Below are 14,104 nucleotides of genomic sequence, written 5' to 3'. Positions count from 1 at the left end.
ATTGAGTTCTTTTATAATCGAAAACGGTCCAACAGTACCTTGGGATACATCTCGCCCATCCGTTTCGAGCAGCTTTACTACGAGAAAATAGCTTAACTTGTTTGTCCACTTTATTGACAGAGGAGCAGTGTGGCCGCTTAAGCGCCGAATCGGGGCGATTCGGCTTACATAGCAGCATCTGTGTCCGCGTACGGCTGCGGGATCGCATGCGGCGGCCGGCTTTGCGTATGAGGGAGGCGTCGCGACGTGGGGCAGCCGCCCGGCCGGCGCCCAAACGGCTGCGCCGTCGTCTGGCCGGGCCTAACGCCCGCGCCGTTGCCGCCACCAGGCCAGCCGGCGCCAAGATGCCCTCGCCACGACATGGGGCAGCCGCCCCGGCGGGCGCCCAACGCCTGCGCCGCCGCCAGGCCGGCGCCCAGACGTCTGTGCCGCCGCCCAGCCAGCCGCCAGGCGTCCACGCTGCCGCCCGGCCAAAGCAGCCCCGGGCAAGGTCATCCGACCTTGCCCGGGGCTGCTGCGCATGCGGCGCCCCTACAGCGCAAGCTCCAGAAACCGCTGCGCGCTCGCTCCAGCAGTCCGACGCGCTCGAGCAAGCCCATGCTTTCGCGCGCTGCCCGAGGCATATCTGCCCGCCCGCCGCATACGATTAGGCGAACGAGACGGGACTGAAGGAGGCTGCGGAGGATGAACGGATACGACGTCCGGCTGGCCCAGCTGGCCGCGGCGCATATACCGGCTGGCGCGGAGCTGCTCTGGATCGACAAGCCTTACCCGCATGCGGCGGTGTGCGCGGCGGACTTCGACGGGGACCGGCGGATCGAGATCGCGGCGGCGTACCGGGCGAACGGGGAAAACCGCCTGCTGGTGCTGCACGAGCGGAACGGCGTCTGGACGGAAGCCTGCCAAGCGAGAGGACTCGGGTACGGCGTCTCGCTGTTCGGCGCGCTGCCCGTGACGCGCGCGGGACGGCCGAACCTGACAGTCGGCTGGCAGCTCGAAGGCGGCTATGCGAAGCCGTCGGTGTACGAATGGACCCGCGGCGGCCTATGGGACGCGGCGCCGCCAGATCTGTTTTGCAGCCATATGGAAGCGGCGGATATATCGGGGTTCCGGAGGGCGGACGGCAAGGCGGAGCTCGCGCTGTGGACGCATGTCGCCGGCGGCGCGTACCGGGTCGAGGTCGTCAGCTGGACGAACGGCGCCTTCGCGCCGGCGCAGGAGACGTACGCGCATTATTACCCCGGCGTCATCCGCTACCATGAAGCGCTGACCCGGCAGGATCCGGGCAATCCGTTCTATTGGTATTACCTCGCCGAGGCTCAATACCGGGCCGGACTTCCGCAGCCCGCGCTGGCGTCGGTGCGCCGGGCGCTCGGCTGCGCGCTGCCGCCGTCGCGCGAGGAGATGCTTGACATGGAGCGCGAGCTTCTGGTCATGCTGGAGCCGGAGGCGGAGCACCGCGCGGCTGGGCTGTACCCGGCTTCGGTCAAGACGGCGAACGGCATGCGCTGGGGGTATATCGACGAGTCCGGCAAGATGGCCGTGCCGCCGCGCTTCGACGACGCGAACGAGTTTCAGCCGAACGGTCTGGCCGTCGTGGCGGAACGCGGCAAATACGGACTGATCGACGCCTCGGCCAACTACGTCGTGAAGCCCGTGTACGATTCCGTCGGCGAGTTCTCGGAAGGGCGCGCGACCGTCATCGACGCCGAAGGCTTCAGGCTGATCGACGAGCAGGGGCGGGTCGTCACGAAGCGGGCATACCCGTTCATCGCGGGGATGCGCGACGGCCGGGCGATGTACTACGTGATGCCCCAAGGCGCCGAGGGCAGCGCTTCGCGCTACGGGTATCTCGACGCGCAGGGCAGCGAGATCATTCCGGCGCAGTATGCGGAGGCGAACGATTTCGACGGGGGCAAGGCGGTCGTGAAAATCGCCGACAACGAGTACGCGCTGATCGACAAGGACGGGAAGCGGCTCGCGACATACGCCTATCCGTACGTCGGTCCGCTCGGGGACGGCCTGCTTGCGTATCAGACGGACGCGAACGGGAAGTACGGGTATATGGACGAACGCGGCACGATCGTCATTCAGCCGGCGTATACGTCCGCCTTGCCGTTCCGGAACGGCCGGGCCATCGTCAACACGGCCGAGGATTTCAGGTCCGCCTACGGCTTGATCGACAAGAAGGGACGGTTCGTCGTAAAGGCGGGCTATAATGATATCCGCGATCTCGGCCAGGACCGGTTCGCGCTCGGCATGGCGATCGACCCCGAGCAGCCGTTCCTCGGCTCGCGGTACGCGGTCGCGGACCGCGGCGGCAAGCGGCTGACGGATTTCCTGTACCGCGACGTCGGCGAGTTCAAGCACGGCCTCGCTTCGGCCGAGGACGAGAGCGCGACGTTCTTCATCGACCGCTCCGGGAAGCCGGCGCCGGGCTATCCGAAGGTGACGGGCAGCGGCACGCTGACGATGGAGCCGGGCGGGCCGATCAGGGCGTACGTCGACAGCCGACTGTCCTATCTGAAGCGGGACGGCCGCATCGTATGGAAGCAGAACACCCTCATTCCGCTGCGGCCGCCGTACGCGGTGAAGGAACTGAAGTTCAAGCCGAACCGGGATTACCTCGTCTATTATCCGCAGGTGGAAGGCATGACCGATCAAGCGGCGGAGCGGAGCGTGAACGAGAAGCTGAAGACGATGTCGCAGGTCAAGCCGGTTCCCGCGAACGAGCAGCTCGAGTATTCGTACAGCGGTGATTTCGAGGTGGCGTTCTACAAGCAGCAGCTGCTGGAATTGGAGTTGACCGGTTACAACTTTCCCTTCGGAGCGGCACACGGGATGCCGACGAAAACCTACGCGATCATGGATTTGACCGACGGCCGGATGTTCGCTTTGAAGGACTTATTTAAGCCCGGAAGCGACTACGTGAAGGCGCTGAGCGACATCGTCGGCAAACAGATCAAGGAGGACCCGCAATATTCGTACGTGTTTCCGGATGCCTATAAGGGCATCGCGCCCGACCAGCCGTTCTACGTCACGGAGAACGCGCTGCATCTCTATTTTGCCCCGTACGACATCGCGCCATATGCCGCGGGCTTCCCGACGTTCACGATTCCGTTCACGCAGGTGGGGCAGCTGCTCGATACGGACGGGGCGTTCTGGAAAGCGTTCCATGCTTGAGCGGACGCAAGGCCCAAGCCGATGCCGCAGGCGGCGCGCGGCGGGCCATCGGCAAACGGTAAGGCGGGTTCCGGACACGGGATCCGCTTGTTTGGCTTGCGGCAGAAGCGGGACATTCAGGAGCGTTGCCCGTTGACGGCGGACGGGGACCGAGGCTATAATGACGTTGTATTTAGTAATTTAGTAAATTATTATGCCAGTCAAATTAGTAAATTACTAGACAGAAAAATCGTAATCCCGGCGGCCGCCTGCCGCCGATCGAAAGGAGCACGACCCATGAACCGACAGGCAGATAGGCCGTTGTCGCCGGACAGGCGGCTGACGGACGACGAACGGGCGCTCGTTTGGACCAAGCCGCCCACGCATGCGGAGAGCGAGGAAGAGCGCCGGATCGGCCGCGAAGTGCGGCGGAACTGGCATCGCGGGGACCTGAAGATCGCCACGATCCTGCTCGAGGGTGACGCCGGCTCCGGCAAGACGCAGCTGGCGAAGGCGCTCTCGGCGAACTTCAGCCTCCCATACACGAAGATCACATGCTTCGCCGACATGGACAAAACCGACGTTATCGGCGCGATTTTGCCGGTGATTGCCCCGGAGCGCCAGCAGGAACTGGAGCCGGACGACCGGACGGCGCTGCAGGCGTTGTACGCAAGCGACGGTTTCCGCAGCGCGGGGCAGCTGATCGCGGACGCGCTCGGCCTTCCCCCGGAAGCGGCCTCCGCCCGGCTGAAGCGGCTGATCGGCCTCGTCTCGGCACAGCCGGGCGGCGAGGCGGTGGAATACCGGTTTTATCCGTCCGAGATCGTCCTGGCGTTCGAGCGCGGCTACTTGCTGGAGATCCAGGAGCCGACGGTCATCCGCGACGCGGCGGTGCTCATGGCGCTGAACGCGGCTCTCGAGCCGGACGGCACGCTCAATCTGCCGACAGGGCTCCTGAGGCGGCATTCGGATTTCGTCGCCGTCATCACGACGAACCGCGGCTACGCCGGCGTCCGGCCGCTCAACGAAGCGCTGCGGGACCGCGTGCAGCATGCAGAGAAGATGGATTTGCCCGCCCGGGCCGTCATGATCGAGCGCGCCGCCGCCAAGACCGGCTATCGCGACGAGCGGGCGCTCGGCACGCTCGCGGACGCCATCCTGACGCTCGACCGGACGGCCAAGGCGCATGCGATCAAAGGCGTCGCAGGCATGCGCTCCTACTTCGCCTGGGCGGATGCGGTCGCGAACGGCTCGAATGCGCGGGAATCGATGTACCCGAAGGTCATCTACAAAATCTCGACCGATCCGGAAGACGTCAAGCTGATGGAGGAAGCGCTGGCGCAGCAGGGGCTGTTCGATGAACTGGAAGTTATCGCCGAGCCAGAGTCCGGCGAGCCGCCGGGCGGCGGCGAGGAATCCGGCAGGCAGCGGGAGACGCCCGCGGACGGGACGGCAACCGAGCTGGAAATCAAGACCTGGGGCGCCGTAGAGCCCGCCGCGGAACAAGAGGCCGAACCTGAAGACGGCCGCGAGCGGGCGCTCGCGCTGAAGCGCTCGGCCGACAGCGAAGACGGCTCATCCGGGACCTCGGCGAAGGAGGCCGCCATGGAGCGCTCGGACCGCGAGGAAGACGGGTCTCCGCGGATGCACGACTCCCTGCTAGACGAAGCCGCCGCGGACGTCAAACGGCGCGAGAAGGCGTTCCGCAGGCAGCTGAACCAAGGTGCCCGCGCCGCGGCCGAAGGGTCGATTCATCAAGGCGTGAAGCTCGTCGTGCACCGGCCCGGCTACGACGAAGCCGACGAGCGGGCCTACGAGCGGCTGCGCGGCGAGCTGCTGCCGGTCGTGCGCGAGATCGCCGCGCAGGCGCTCCCGCTGCTCGAGCACGAACAGGCGCCCGATTTCGCGCGGCATCAATTCTATGGCGCGCGGTTCCAGGCGGACAGCGTCGCGAGGCGCGATTTCCGCCAATTCGCGAAGAAGCGGCCGCCGTCCGAGTCGCCGTCGCTCGCCGTCGGGCTGCGCGTCGACGAATCCGGCTCGATGTCGGCGTTCGGGCGGCTCGAGGCCGCGCGGCGCGCGGCGGCCGCGGTGTACGAATTTTGCGCGATGTGCGGCATCCCGGTCCTGATCTACGGCGATACGGCGGACGTCTCGCGGCTGGAGCAGATGTCCGTCTACGCATACGCCGATCCCGCCGGGCCGGACGCGGGGGACCGCTGCCGGCTGATGGGTATCCGAGCCCGCGTCAACAACCGCGACGGCATGGCGCTGCGCATCGCGGCGGACCGGCTCGCGGGCATGCCGCAGCGGACGAAGCTGCTGATCAGCGTAAGTGACGGGCAGCCCAAGGCGATGGACGATTACGCCGGCGATCGCGCCGCCCGCGACATGCAGGCGGTCATCGCGGAGTACGAGCGCAAGGGCGTCGCGTTCGTCGCGGCGGCGATCGGCCAGGACAAGGACATCATCGGCCGAATCTACGGCGCCGAGCGGTTCCTCGACATCGCGAAGCTCGAGGAGCTCCCGGCCAAGCTCGTGCGCATCGTCGCCCGGCATATGTAACGGGATCAATCAGTATAGGAAGGAAGATGCGCGTGGATAAACAGAAGCGCAAGGAGCTGCAGGAGGCGTACAAGGAAATCAAAACCTACATGGGCGCTATTCGCATCACGAACGCCGCGAACGGCAAAATCTATGTCGACGCCTATCCCAACCTGAAGAACAAGTGGCTGACGATCCGCGCCCAGCTGGATATGGGCCGCTTCGTCAACGCCGAGCTGCAGCGGGACTGGAAGACGTACGGGGAGCACGCGTTCGCTTACGACGTGCTGGAGGAGAAGGATGCCGGCGAGATCGCCGACGTCCGCTGGGAAACGAAGCAGCTGGCGAAGCGCTGGCTGGAGAAGCTTCAGCCCTATGGGGACAAAGGATACAACAAGCCGCCGAGGCAGCCGTAGTATCGGCTCGCATGAAGAAACCGGGTCCGTCATGGCGGACCCGGTTCTTTCGGCGCAGGCGGCCGGCTTATTCTTCGTACATCATTTTCCGCGTCATGCCGCCGTCGACGACGAGATTCGCGCCCGTCACGAAGTCGTTCTCGGGATCGGTCAAGTACAAGCAGGCCCGGGCGATATCGTCCGGCCGGCCGACGCGCTGCGCCGGATGCTGGGCGTGATCGACGGGCCGCAGGGCGGCGTAATCGCCGTTCTCGATCCAGCCGGGACTGATCGCGTTGACCCGGATGCGGTCGGGGCCGAGCGAGAGGGCGAGGGCGTGCGTGAGCGCCAGGATGCCGCCTTTGGACGCCGCGTAAGCCTCGGAGTTCGGCTCGGACATGAGCGCCCGCGTCGAGGCGATATTGACGATCGCCCCGCCTCCGGTTTCCCGCATCAGCTTGGCCGCCTCCCGCGCGCACAGGAACGTGCCGCGCAGGTTCGTGTTCAGGACGTAGTCCCAGTCGGCGGCGGACAGGTCGTAGACGGACTTCCAGGCGCCGAGCCCGGCGTTGTTGATCAGCGCGTTCAGCCGGACGCCGCGCTCCCGCACCCAGGCGAAGCAGGCTTCGATTTCGGCGGGGTCGCTCAGGTCGAGCGCGCGGCTGAGCGGCTCCAGGCCTTCCGCGCGGACGAGCGCGGCCGTCTGCTCCAGCGTCTCGGTGTTCCGGTCCGTCAGGACGAGTTTCGCGCCCCGCTTGGCGTAGGCAAGCGCCAGTCCGCGGCCGATGCCGGCGCCGGCGCCGGTAATCAGCACGGTTAGTTCATGGGTCATGGTCGTTCGCTCCTATCGTTTAGGGATGACAGCGGTTTGCGTTCCATTTTGGTATACCGTTCTTGCCAGCGGTTGTCAAATCGGGCGAGCCTTTATTGCGGAAAAATATGGTATTTTGGCGATGGAGGAGGAATCCTTGCCGGTATGTGGAAGTAGTACTACGTTTCTCTTTGTCGGCAACTCTCTATTATTCCACTTCTAATCGGAGCGATCCCATGAGCGAACTCAATCGTTTTTTTGACACCCGCCAAGACATCATCGTCGAGAGTTGGATCTATCGCATGGAACAGGCTTACCCGGGTTACTTCGGTATGGACCAGCTGCTCATGCAAGGCAGGAAGTACATCCGTATGGTTGCGGACATCGAGAGTCCGATGAAAGAGCACCCGCTGTTCAAGGAATACGAGCGGTGGTGCCAGATGCTGTTTCAAAAAAAAGTATCCATCGAGCTTATCATGGACAGCTCGCGGTTTTTCCGCGAAGCGATCCTCGACGCCGCCGCCGAATACGAAATCGAACGCTCGGCATTGACCCGTTTGATCGCCGGCGTCATTTCCCGGATCGATTATTTCCAATCCGCGATCTATATTCATTTTTGGGATCATGCCCATTACCGGATCGAGCGGCAGGACAAGCTGATCGAAGACATGCACGACGAGAAGCTGAACCTGATCGGCAAGATGGCGTCCAGCATGGCGCACGAAATCCGCAATCCGCTCACGACGATCCGGGGCTTTTTCTCCCTCATCCGCAGGACGCTGCCGGCAGCCGAGCTCGGCGCGGTCGAACGGTATATGGACATCATCGATAAGGAATTCCACACGATCGAAATGCAAATTACCGGCTTTCTCAGCTTTTCGCGGAAACCGATCGCCGACGAAGACAGCGTTTACATCCCGCTGAACGAGCTGATCGAGCGGACGCTGCTGCTCGTCACCCCGCTGCTGCTTAACGAAAACATAGAGCTCGAGCTGTCGCTGCAGGAGGAGCTGCGCGCGAAGATTCAGAAAGCCTCCGTCATGCAGGTGTTCTCCAATTTGCTCAACAATGCGATCGACGCGCTTCGCGATGCGGAAGGGGAACGCAGGATATCGGTACATACTTATAGCGAAGGCGATTCGGCGTGCGTGCGGATCGGGAACACCGGTCCGGAAATACCGGCCGAGATCCGGCCGATGCTGTTCGATCCGTTCGTGACGACCAAGTCCGACGGCACGGGCCTCGGCCTCGCGATCTGCAAGCAGATCGTCGAGCGCAACGGCGGCACGATCTCATTCGAGTCGGATCCGGAACGGACCGCCTTCACCGTCGCGTTCGTCGGCGCGGCGGGGAGTGCGTAACGCGCGGGACGTACGGGGTGCCTATCCCATCATGAAGAAGGTGCAGCCATGGAACATGTGACGACCGAGGAATGGAATGAAGCGCTGTGGGCGGAAGCCGAACCGATCTATCACGAAGGCTTCCCCGAGCACGGACGGAAGCCGCGCGCTATCGTCCGCCGGATGTTCGAACGGAGGATGTGCGCGCTTCACCTGTGGCGCGAGCAAGGGGAGGCGGCCGCCATGGCGCTCACCGCCTTCGATGCGCCGACGGACGTGCTCGTCATCGATTACTTGGCCGTCCAGCGGCGGCTGCGCGGCCGCGGCATCGGCCTTCGCTGCGTCGCTTCGATCCGGGACTGGGCCATGTCCGTCCGCCCCGGCTGCAGAGGGATCGTCATCGAAGCGGAAGCCGAGACGACGGCGGAGAACGCGGAGCGCATCGCATTTTGGCAAAAAGCAGGGTTTCATGCTACCGATTATGTACACGCGTACATATGGGTGCCGGAGACGTACCGCGCGATGCGGCTCGGCTTCGACCCGGAGCGGCCGCTGACGGACGACGGCCGCGAGCTGTTTAAGGCGATCACTCGGTACCACGAGAAGGCCTACCGTGGCAGTACGTAGCGGTTGCGTAATGCCGCGAACGGCTTATCCGTGAAACCCGGCGACGGTCTGCAAGCCCAGTATAATAGGACCCGCCGGAACGATTCCTTCATCGATGCGCCATCCGGCTGCGGATCCACGAATAGGAGGAACTACCGTGTCCAACGAAATGACATGCCTGCCTCTGGACGGCGCTCTTGCCGCGTTCGTCGCGAGCATCGAGGCGGCCTCGCTCGGCGGCATCCGCCCCGAAGTCGAGATGACGCGCGCCGGCTTCGGCCGGGTGAACGTCAAGCTGCGCTTCGCGCTGCCGGAGCCGGTCCGCCAGGACGATTGGCGGCTCGACATCGCGCCGGCCTTCGCGCCGACCATCCATTGGGCGCCGCATCTGACGCCGACCGACCGCCATATCATCGATCAGCACAGCTTCCGCTCGCCCGCGCTGATCGTTCACGACGCGGACCGCTGGCTGGCCGTCGTGCCCGACCTCGACCTCATGCTCGAGGGGACGCCGGTCCGCTGGTACATGGACCTGAACGCCCGCGACAACCGGCTCACGCTCGGCATGAGCCGCAGCCGCGTGGCCGAGCATGTGCTGTACGAACGGGAAGCCGGCGCGGCGTATCCCGCGGGGACCGTCGAGTTCGGCTTCTTCGTGCTGACCGGGGAAGGTCCGGAATACGCGGCGAACCCGTGGCGGCCCGTGCTCGACCTGCTCTGGAGCGGGTGGGGCGGCGCGCTGTTCCGCGCCGGGGAGCCGCTCGGACGCCCGCTCGAGCCGTTCGTCGCGCACGCGTACCGGTGGGCGTTCGAGGACTGGAAGGACGCGGTCTGGCAGCAGTTCGATCTGGACGGCAGGACGGTCGGCGCCCCGGTGTTCATCGTGAACGTGACGCAGAGCCCAAACTACCCCGGGCCGGTGAACGAGCGGGAATTCCGCTCGATCTGGAACCAGGCGTGGTTCAGCTCTCTCCGTTCGGCGCAGGGGCTGTACCGCTACGGACTTGCAACCGGCAGCGGGGAGCACGTCGAGCGCGCCCGGCTGATGAAGGAGCTGGCGCTGGCGGCGCCGCAGCGGGAGGGTTTCTTCCCGGCTGTCGTCGCGGCCGAAATGGAACAGATCGAGATCGGCGGCAGCACCGTAAACCGCGCAAAGGGCTGGGAGACGGCGTATTGGGGCAATTCCAACCGCAATCCCGTTACCCGCATGGCGAAGGAAGCGCCCTACCATATCCTCGACATGAGCTTCACCGCACTGCACATGCTGCGCTGGCACGAGGAGCTCGAGCGGGACGCGCGACTGCTCGCGTACGCGGAGCGCTATGGCGAAGCGCTGCTGCGGCTGCAGGACGAAAAAGGATTTTTCCCGGCCTGGCTGGACGTCCGGACGCTTCAGCGGCTGCCGGTTCTGGCGGAGTCGCCGGAGACGTCCATGTCCGTCACGTTCCTGCTGAAATTGCACGAGCTGACCGGCAATGCTGCGTACCGGTCGGCGGCCCTGAAGGCGATGGACGCCGTCGCGGAGGAGATCGTCCCGATCGGCCGCTGGGAAGACTTCGAGACGTACTGGTCGTGCTCCAGCTACGGCGGCGACACGCTGCTCGGCCGCAAGGCGGAGCGCAACGGCATGTACAAGCAGTGCAACTTCTCCATGTTTTGGACGGCCGAAGCGCTGCTCGCGTGTCACCTGGCGACCGGGGAAGACCGCTATCTGCGGCTCGGGGAGCGCTGCCTCGACGAGCTGCTCATGACCCAGGCTTCGTGGCAGCCGCCGTACATCCATGTCGACGCCCTTGGGGGCTTCGGCGTCATGAACGCCGACGGCGAATGGAACGACGCCCGCCAGAGCCTGTTCGCCGAGCTCATCCTCGACTACGGCCGGCTGCTCGGCCGGCAGGAATACGTCGAGCGCGGGCTGGCCGCGCTGCGCTGCGCGTTCGTCATGATGTACTGCCCCGAGAATCCGAAGACGAAGGCGCAGTGGGAGAAGGCGCATCCGTTCTTCGGCGAGCGGGACTACGGCTTCATGATGGAGAACTACGGCCATGGCGGCGTCGCCGACGAGAACGGGGAAGGCATCGGCGAATTCACCATATTTGACTGGGGCAACGGCGCGGCCGCGGAAGGCTTCCTGCGGATCAAGGCGCACCGGCGCGAGCTGCTGGAGCAGTACGGGCTGGCGAGCCCGTCTGCGGATGGAGCGCCGCGATGATCCGGGAATCCATGCTGCAATGAGACGGCCGCTGGCCCCGCAGCTTGGGGCTCCAGCTGTTAGGGAACCAGGGCGCGATGCAAGCGCTAGTTGCCCCGCCGGCCGGCGCCGAGTAGATAGCGCCGACCGGCGGCGTGACCGGCACAGCGCGGGAAGCCGACCGGTGGCGTCGCAGGCGCGGAAGTTCGTTTGCGAAGCGTACATATTGGCAAGTCTAAGGATAAAAAGGGAATTTTCCGTATGATCCTGCTGATCGTCTCCATTATTCTGTTTAATTGGACCGCCTTCCGTCTGAACCGCATCCGCGCCCGCAATCAAGCCGCCCATGTCTGGATGTTTACGATGGCATTCCAGCTGCTGTTCGACTTGATCATCGACTTTAAACTTAAGGGGTATTGGTACTTCGAGAAATACACCGTCGATTGGGCCGCCTTTCTGGCCTGGACGCTGCTTATACCGCCGCTAAATCTTCTGTTCCTCGGCTATTTTCCGACGGGGCGCCGTCTGTCTGTGAAGGCGGGGTACCTCGCAGCTTGGTCGGCCGCCATCCTGGCGTACGAGCTACTGACCATGCTGCCCGAGCCGTGGGGCTATTTTCATTACGGCTGGTGGAATATCGGCTATTCGGCCGTCGCCGATCCGCTATTGTTCTTGGTGCTGCTGTTCTATTACAGGCGGTTCATTCAATCGGGGTAATGGTATTCCCCCTTGCGGCGGGAGAACGAAACGTTTATTATGGATATTGTAGGTCCATTATGGTTGTTAATGGCCTTGAAAGGAGGGGCGGTCCCATGCAATTTTCCAAAAGCACCGGCAACGCGCTGCATGCCTTGATCCATCTGGCGCACGCGGAGCACGGCCGGAACGTGGGCATCAAGGAGCTGGCCGAATCCCTCGGCGTCTCGGAGAGCTATCTGTCGAAAATCATGTCCAAGCTGCGTCAGGACGGGATCGTCCGCGCGGTTACGGGCGCCTGTGGCGGATACGAGCTGGCGCGCCGGCCGGAGCAAATTACGTTTCTCGACGTCGTGCAGGTGATCGAAGGGCGGCAGCAGCTGTACGCGTGCTTGAACGCGCACGCGCTGCATCATCCGCTCGAGGCCGGCGACGGTGGCGGCGAAGGACCTCCGCGCCCCGCGGGATGCCTGGTCGAGAAGGTCATGAATGGCGCCGAGCGGGAACTGCAGGATTACCTGCGCCGGCATACGATTCAATGGGTGTTGGATGCGGCGGCTGCTGACGGGAACGGGCTATCGAAGCCCTAATTCGCGATCGGCGCCATGCGCGTTTGTAGGATGGATATTACAGGTTCGGGAGGTTGATGATTATGGCGGAGAAATTCGAAGCGGACGTCGCGATTATCGGCGGAGGACCGGCGGGGCTGAGCGCCGCGCTGGTGCTCGGAAGGGCCCGGAAACGGGTCGTCGTCATCGACGAAGGCCGGCCGCGCAACCGGGTGACGAAGGAGACGCACGGCTTTCTGACGCGCGACGGGGTCTCGCCCGGCGAGTTCCGGCGCATCGCGCGGGAACAGCTGCAGGCGTACCCGTCCGTGGCATTCCTCGAGGACGCGGCCGTCTCGGCGGCCGGGGTGGACGGCGATTTCCGCGTCGCGACGCGGGGCGGCGCGGCCGTGCGCGCCAAGAAGCTGCTGTTCGCGGTCGGCATGCGGGATCTGCCGGTCGGCATCGCCGGCTTGGACGAGGTGTACGGCAGGAGCGCATTCGTCTGTCCGTACTGCGACGGATGGGAGCTTCGGGACCGCTGGCTCGCGCTCATCGCCGCGGGGCCGCGGGCTTTGCACATGGCGAAGATGCTGGCTGGCTGGACAAATCATTACGCGATCTTGACGAACGGGCCGCATGAGATGACGGAAGAGCAGCTGCAGGAGCTCGAGCGGCACGGCGTACCGGTCTTCGACGCGCCGATCCGGCGGATCGTCTCCGGCGAAGGCATGGTCGAGGCGATTCTGCTGGAGGACGGCAGGACCGTCGCGTGCGAAGGGATCTTCTTCGCGCCGAGGCTGGCGGCCGGATCCGAGCTGCCCCGTGCGCTCGGCTGCCGGGTGACGGATGGCGGCACCGTCGTCGTGGACGCGTTCGGCAAGTCGAGCGTGCCGGGCGTCTACGCGGCCGGGGATGCCGCGTCGGAGCTGTATCAGGCCATCTCGGCCGCGGCGCTCGGCTCGCTCACTGCGGCCGGGATCAATAACGAGCTGCTGCACGAGAAGTGGGAGGCCGCGAATTAACCGTTGATCGACAGGGCAGGTGTAAAATTCGAAAGAGCATCGTGCGGTTGCAGGCGCGCGATGCTCTTTTTGTGACGGAAATGATCGGCGGAGGTGCGATGACCGTGCATCGCCCGCTGCATATATTCGCGTTATATGGGGTAATTTACCAGTATCGTGCACGGGATTGTTCGTTCATTCGCCGTCTTCGGCTATCCGCTGCGCGGGGACGATCTCCGCCAGCCGGTTCACGTAAGCCCGGAGCACGTCTTCCTGCAGGACCAGGCTCATGAATTTGCCTTCGCGGATGCTCTGCACGAGTCCGGCCGTTTCCAGCTCTTTCAAGTGATGCGAGACGGTCGCGGCGCTTACGTTATGCGTCTCCAGCAGCGCGCCGCACGGCAGGGGCTCCTTGGACGCCCCGATTTCCTTGAGCATCCGGTACCGTCTTGGCTCGGCCAACGCGCGCGAGATGCGGGAGAATTGCTGATCGGATAATACGGACATGGCGGTCGACTCCTTTAACGGGGCTGGAGTTCCGTCCTCGTCTGTAAGGGCGGAAGCACCTTCATCATAGCATAAACCGGCGGCAGGCGCCTGCCGAATGCGGCCAGCCGCGCGTCGGCGGAATAGACGACCGCGCGCGGCCGGGAGCCGTTCCATGAACATACCGTTCATCGAAAAGAGGCTGTCCCAAAAGTAAGTTTGGGAACAGCTTCAACCCGTAAAAAGCGCAAAGACCCAAGATGGGCAGAGCTAACTCTGCAGCATCTTGGGTCTTTTTGAATCGACCGCTGCCATCTTCAG

At 64.3% G+C, this 14,104-nt stretch carries 12 protein-coding genes; 9 read left to right on the top strand and 3 right to left on the bottom strand.

Annotated elements, in window-relative coordinates; genetic code table 11:
- Positions 1 to 684 precede the first annotated feature (684 nt).
- From ACFPB1_RS26895 to ACFPB1_RS26885, 3 genes are all read left to right on the top strand, one after another.
- Positions 685 to 3,183 carry a WG repeat-containing protein gene (locus ACFPB1_RS26895; RefSeq protein WP_379229285.1) on the top strand — a complete coding sequence of 833 codons (2,499 nt, stop codon included), beginning with the start codon at positions 685 to 687 and terminating at the stop codon, positions 3,181 to 3,183.
- A 276-nt stretch (positions 3,184 to 3,459) separates the two neighbouring features.
- Entirely contained in the window at positions 3,460 to 5,727 is a 2,268-nt protein-coding gene (locus tag ACFPB1_RS26890) for a cobaltochelatase CobT-related protein (RefSeq protein WP_379229284.1), read from the top strand.
- 32 nt (positions 5,728 to 5,759) lie between these two features.
- The gene (locus tag ACFPB1_RS26885) at positions 5,760 to 6,122 is read left to right on the top strand and encodes a GIY-YIG nuclease family protein (RefSeq protein WP_379229283.1); all 363 of its coding nucleotides are present in this window, start codon (positions 5,760 to 5,762) and stop codon (positions 6,120 to 6,122) included.
- A 67-nt stretch (positions 6,123 to 6,189) separates the two neighbouring features.
- Here the strand turns inward: ACFPB1_RS26885 and ACFPB1_RS26880 are convergent, their stop codons facing one another.
- Positions 6,190 to 6,933 carry an SDR family NAD(P)-dependent oxidoreductase gene (locus ACFPB1_RS26880; protein ID WP_379229282.1) on the bottom strand — a complete coding sequence of 248 codons (744 nt, stop codon included), beginning with the start codon at positions 6,931 to 6,933 and terminating at the stop codon, positions 6,190 to 6,192.
- A gap of 215 nt (positions 6,934 to 7,148) precedes the next feature.
- Here ACFPB1_RS26880 and ACFPB1_RS26875 point away from each other — a divergent pair, with 215 nt between their 5' ends.
- The 6 genes from ACFPB1_RS26875 (at position 7,149) to ACFPB1_RS26850 (ending at position 13,318) form a co-directional block, all read left to right on the top strand.
- On the top strand, positions 7,149 to 8,273 hold the full coding sequence (locus tag ACFPB1_RS26875; protein ID WP_379229281.1) for a sensor histidine kinase: 1,125 nt from the start codon (positions 7,149 to 7,151) through the stop codon (positions 8,271 to 8,273).
- Positions 8,274 to 8,321: 48 nt separating this feature from the next.
- Positions 8,322 to 8,879: a GNAT family N-acetyltransferase gene (locus tag ACFPB1_RS26870; protein WP_379229280.1), complete on the top strand. Its 558-nt coding sequence runs from the start codon at positions 8,322 to 8,324 to the stop codon at positions 8,877 to 8,879.
- A gap of 136 nt (positions 8,880 to 9,015) precedes the next feature.
- Positions 9,016 to 11,070 (top strand): hypothetical protein, encoded by a 2,055-nt coding sequence (locus ACFPB1_RS26865; RefSeq protein ID WP_379229279.1) that lies wholly within the window; start codon positions 9,016 to 9,018, stop codon positions 11,068 to 11,070.
- Positions 11,071 to 11,310: 240 nt separating this feature from the next.
- A complete protein-coding gene (locus ACFPB1_RS26860; RefSeq protein ID WP_379229277.1) occupies positions 11,311 to 11,766 on the top strand; it encodes a hypothetical protein in 456 nt (151 codons plus the stop codon).
- 95 nt (positions 11,767 to 11,861) lie between these two features.
- The gene (locus ACFPB1_RS26855) at positions 11,862 to 12,335 is read left to right on the top strand and encodes an RrF2 family transcriptional regulator (RefSeq protein WP_379229276.1); all 474 of its coding nucleotides are present in this window, start codon (positions 11,862 to 11,864) and stop codon (positions 12,333 to 12,335) included.
- A gap of 62 nt (positions 12,336 to 12,397) precedes the next feature.
- A complete protein-coding gene (locus ACFPB1_RS26850; protein WP_379229275.1) occupies positions 12,398 to 13,318 on the top strand; it encodes an NAD(P)/FAD-dependent oxidoreductase in 921 nt (306 codons plus the stop codon).
- A 174-nt stretch (positions 13,319 to 13,492) separates the two neighbouring features.
- On the opposite strand, the gene ACFPB1_RS26845 is transcribed toward ACFPB1_RS26850, so the two are convergent.
- Positions 13,493 to 13,804 carry an ArsR/SmtB family transcription factor gene (locus tag ACFPB1_RS26845; protein WP_379229274.1) on the bottom strand — a complete coding sequence of 104 codons (312 nt, stop codon included), beginning with the start codon at positions 13,802 to 13,804 and terminating at the stop codon, positions 13,493 to 13,495.
- Positions 13,805 to 13,868: 64 nt separating this feature from the next.
- The coding region (locus ACFPB1_RS26840) for a hypothetical protein (RefSeq protein ID WP_379229273.1) at positions 13,869 to 14,104 on the bottom strand (236 nt) is incomplete at its 5' end.

Source organism: Paenibacillus sp. GCM10023250 (assembly GCF_042653205.1).
GTDB lineage: Bacteria > Bacillota > Bacilli > Paenibacillales > Paenibacillaceae > Paenibacillus_Z.
This window is presented reverse-complemented; position numbering and strand designations above follow the sequence as displayed.

What these genes read in the sequence shown, in the direction of transcription:
- ACFPB1_RS26895 (WP_379229285.1), top strand. Translation starts at nt 685, where the DNA reads ATGAACGGATACGACGTCCGGCTGGCCCAGCTGGCCGCGGCGCATATA.
- ACFPB1_RS26890 (WP_379229284.1), top strand. Translation starts at nt 3,460, where the DNA reads ATGAACCGACAGGCAGATAGGCCGTTGTCGCCGGACAGGCGGCTGACG.
- ACFPB1_RS26880 (WP_379229282.1), bottom strand. Translation starts at nt 6,933, where the DNA reads ATGACCCATGAACTAACCGTGCTGATTACCGGCGCCGGCGCCGGCATC.
- ACFPB1_RS26875 (WP_379229281.1), top strand. Translation starts at nt 7,149, where the DNA reads ATGAGCGAACTCAATCGTTTTTTTGACACCCGCCAAGACATCATCGTC.
- ACFPB1_RS26870 (WP_379229280.1), top strand. Translation starts at nt 8,322, where the DNA reads ATGGAACATGTGACGACCGAGGAATGGAATGAAGCGCTGTGGGCGGAA.
- ACFPB1_RS26860 (WP_379229277.1), top strand. Translation starts at nt 11,311, where the DNA reads ATGATCCTGCTGATCGTCTCCATTATTCTGTTTAATTGGACCGCCTTC.
- ACFPB1_RS26855 (WP_379229276.1), top strand. Translation starts at nt 11,862, where the DNA reads ATGCAATTTTCCAAAAGCACCGGCAACGCGCTGCATGCCTTGATCCAT.
- ACFPB1_RS26850 (WP_379229275.1), top strand. Translation starts at nt 12,398, where the DNA reads ATGGCGGAGAAATTCGAAGCGGACGTCGCGATTATCGGCGGAGGACCG.
- ACFPB1_RS26845 (WP_379229274.1), bottom strand. Translation starts at nt 13,804, where the DNA reads ATGTCCGTATTATCCGATCAGCAATTCTCCCGCATCTCGCGCGCGTTG.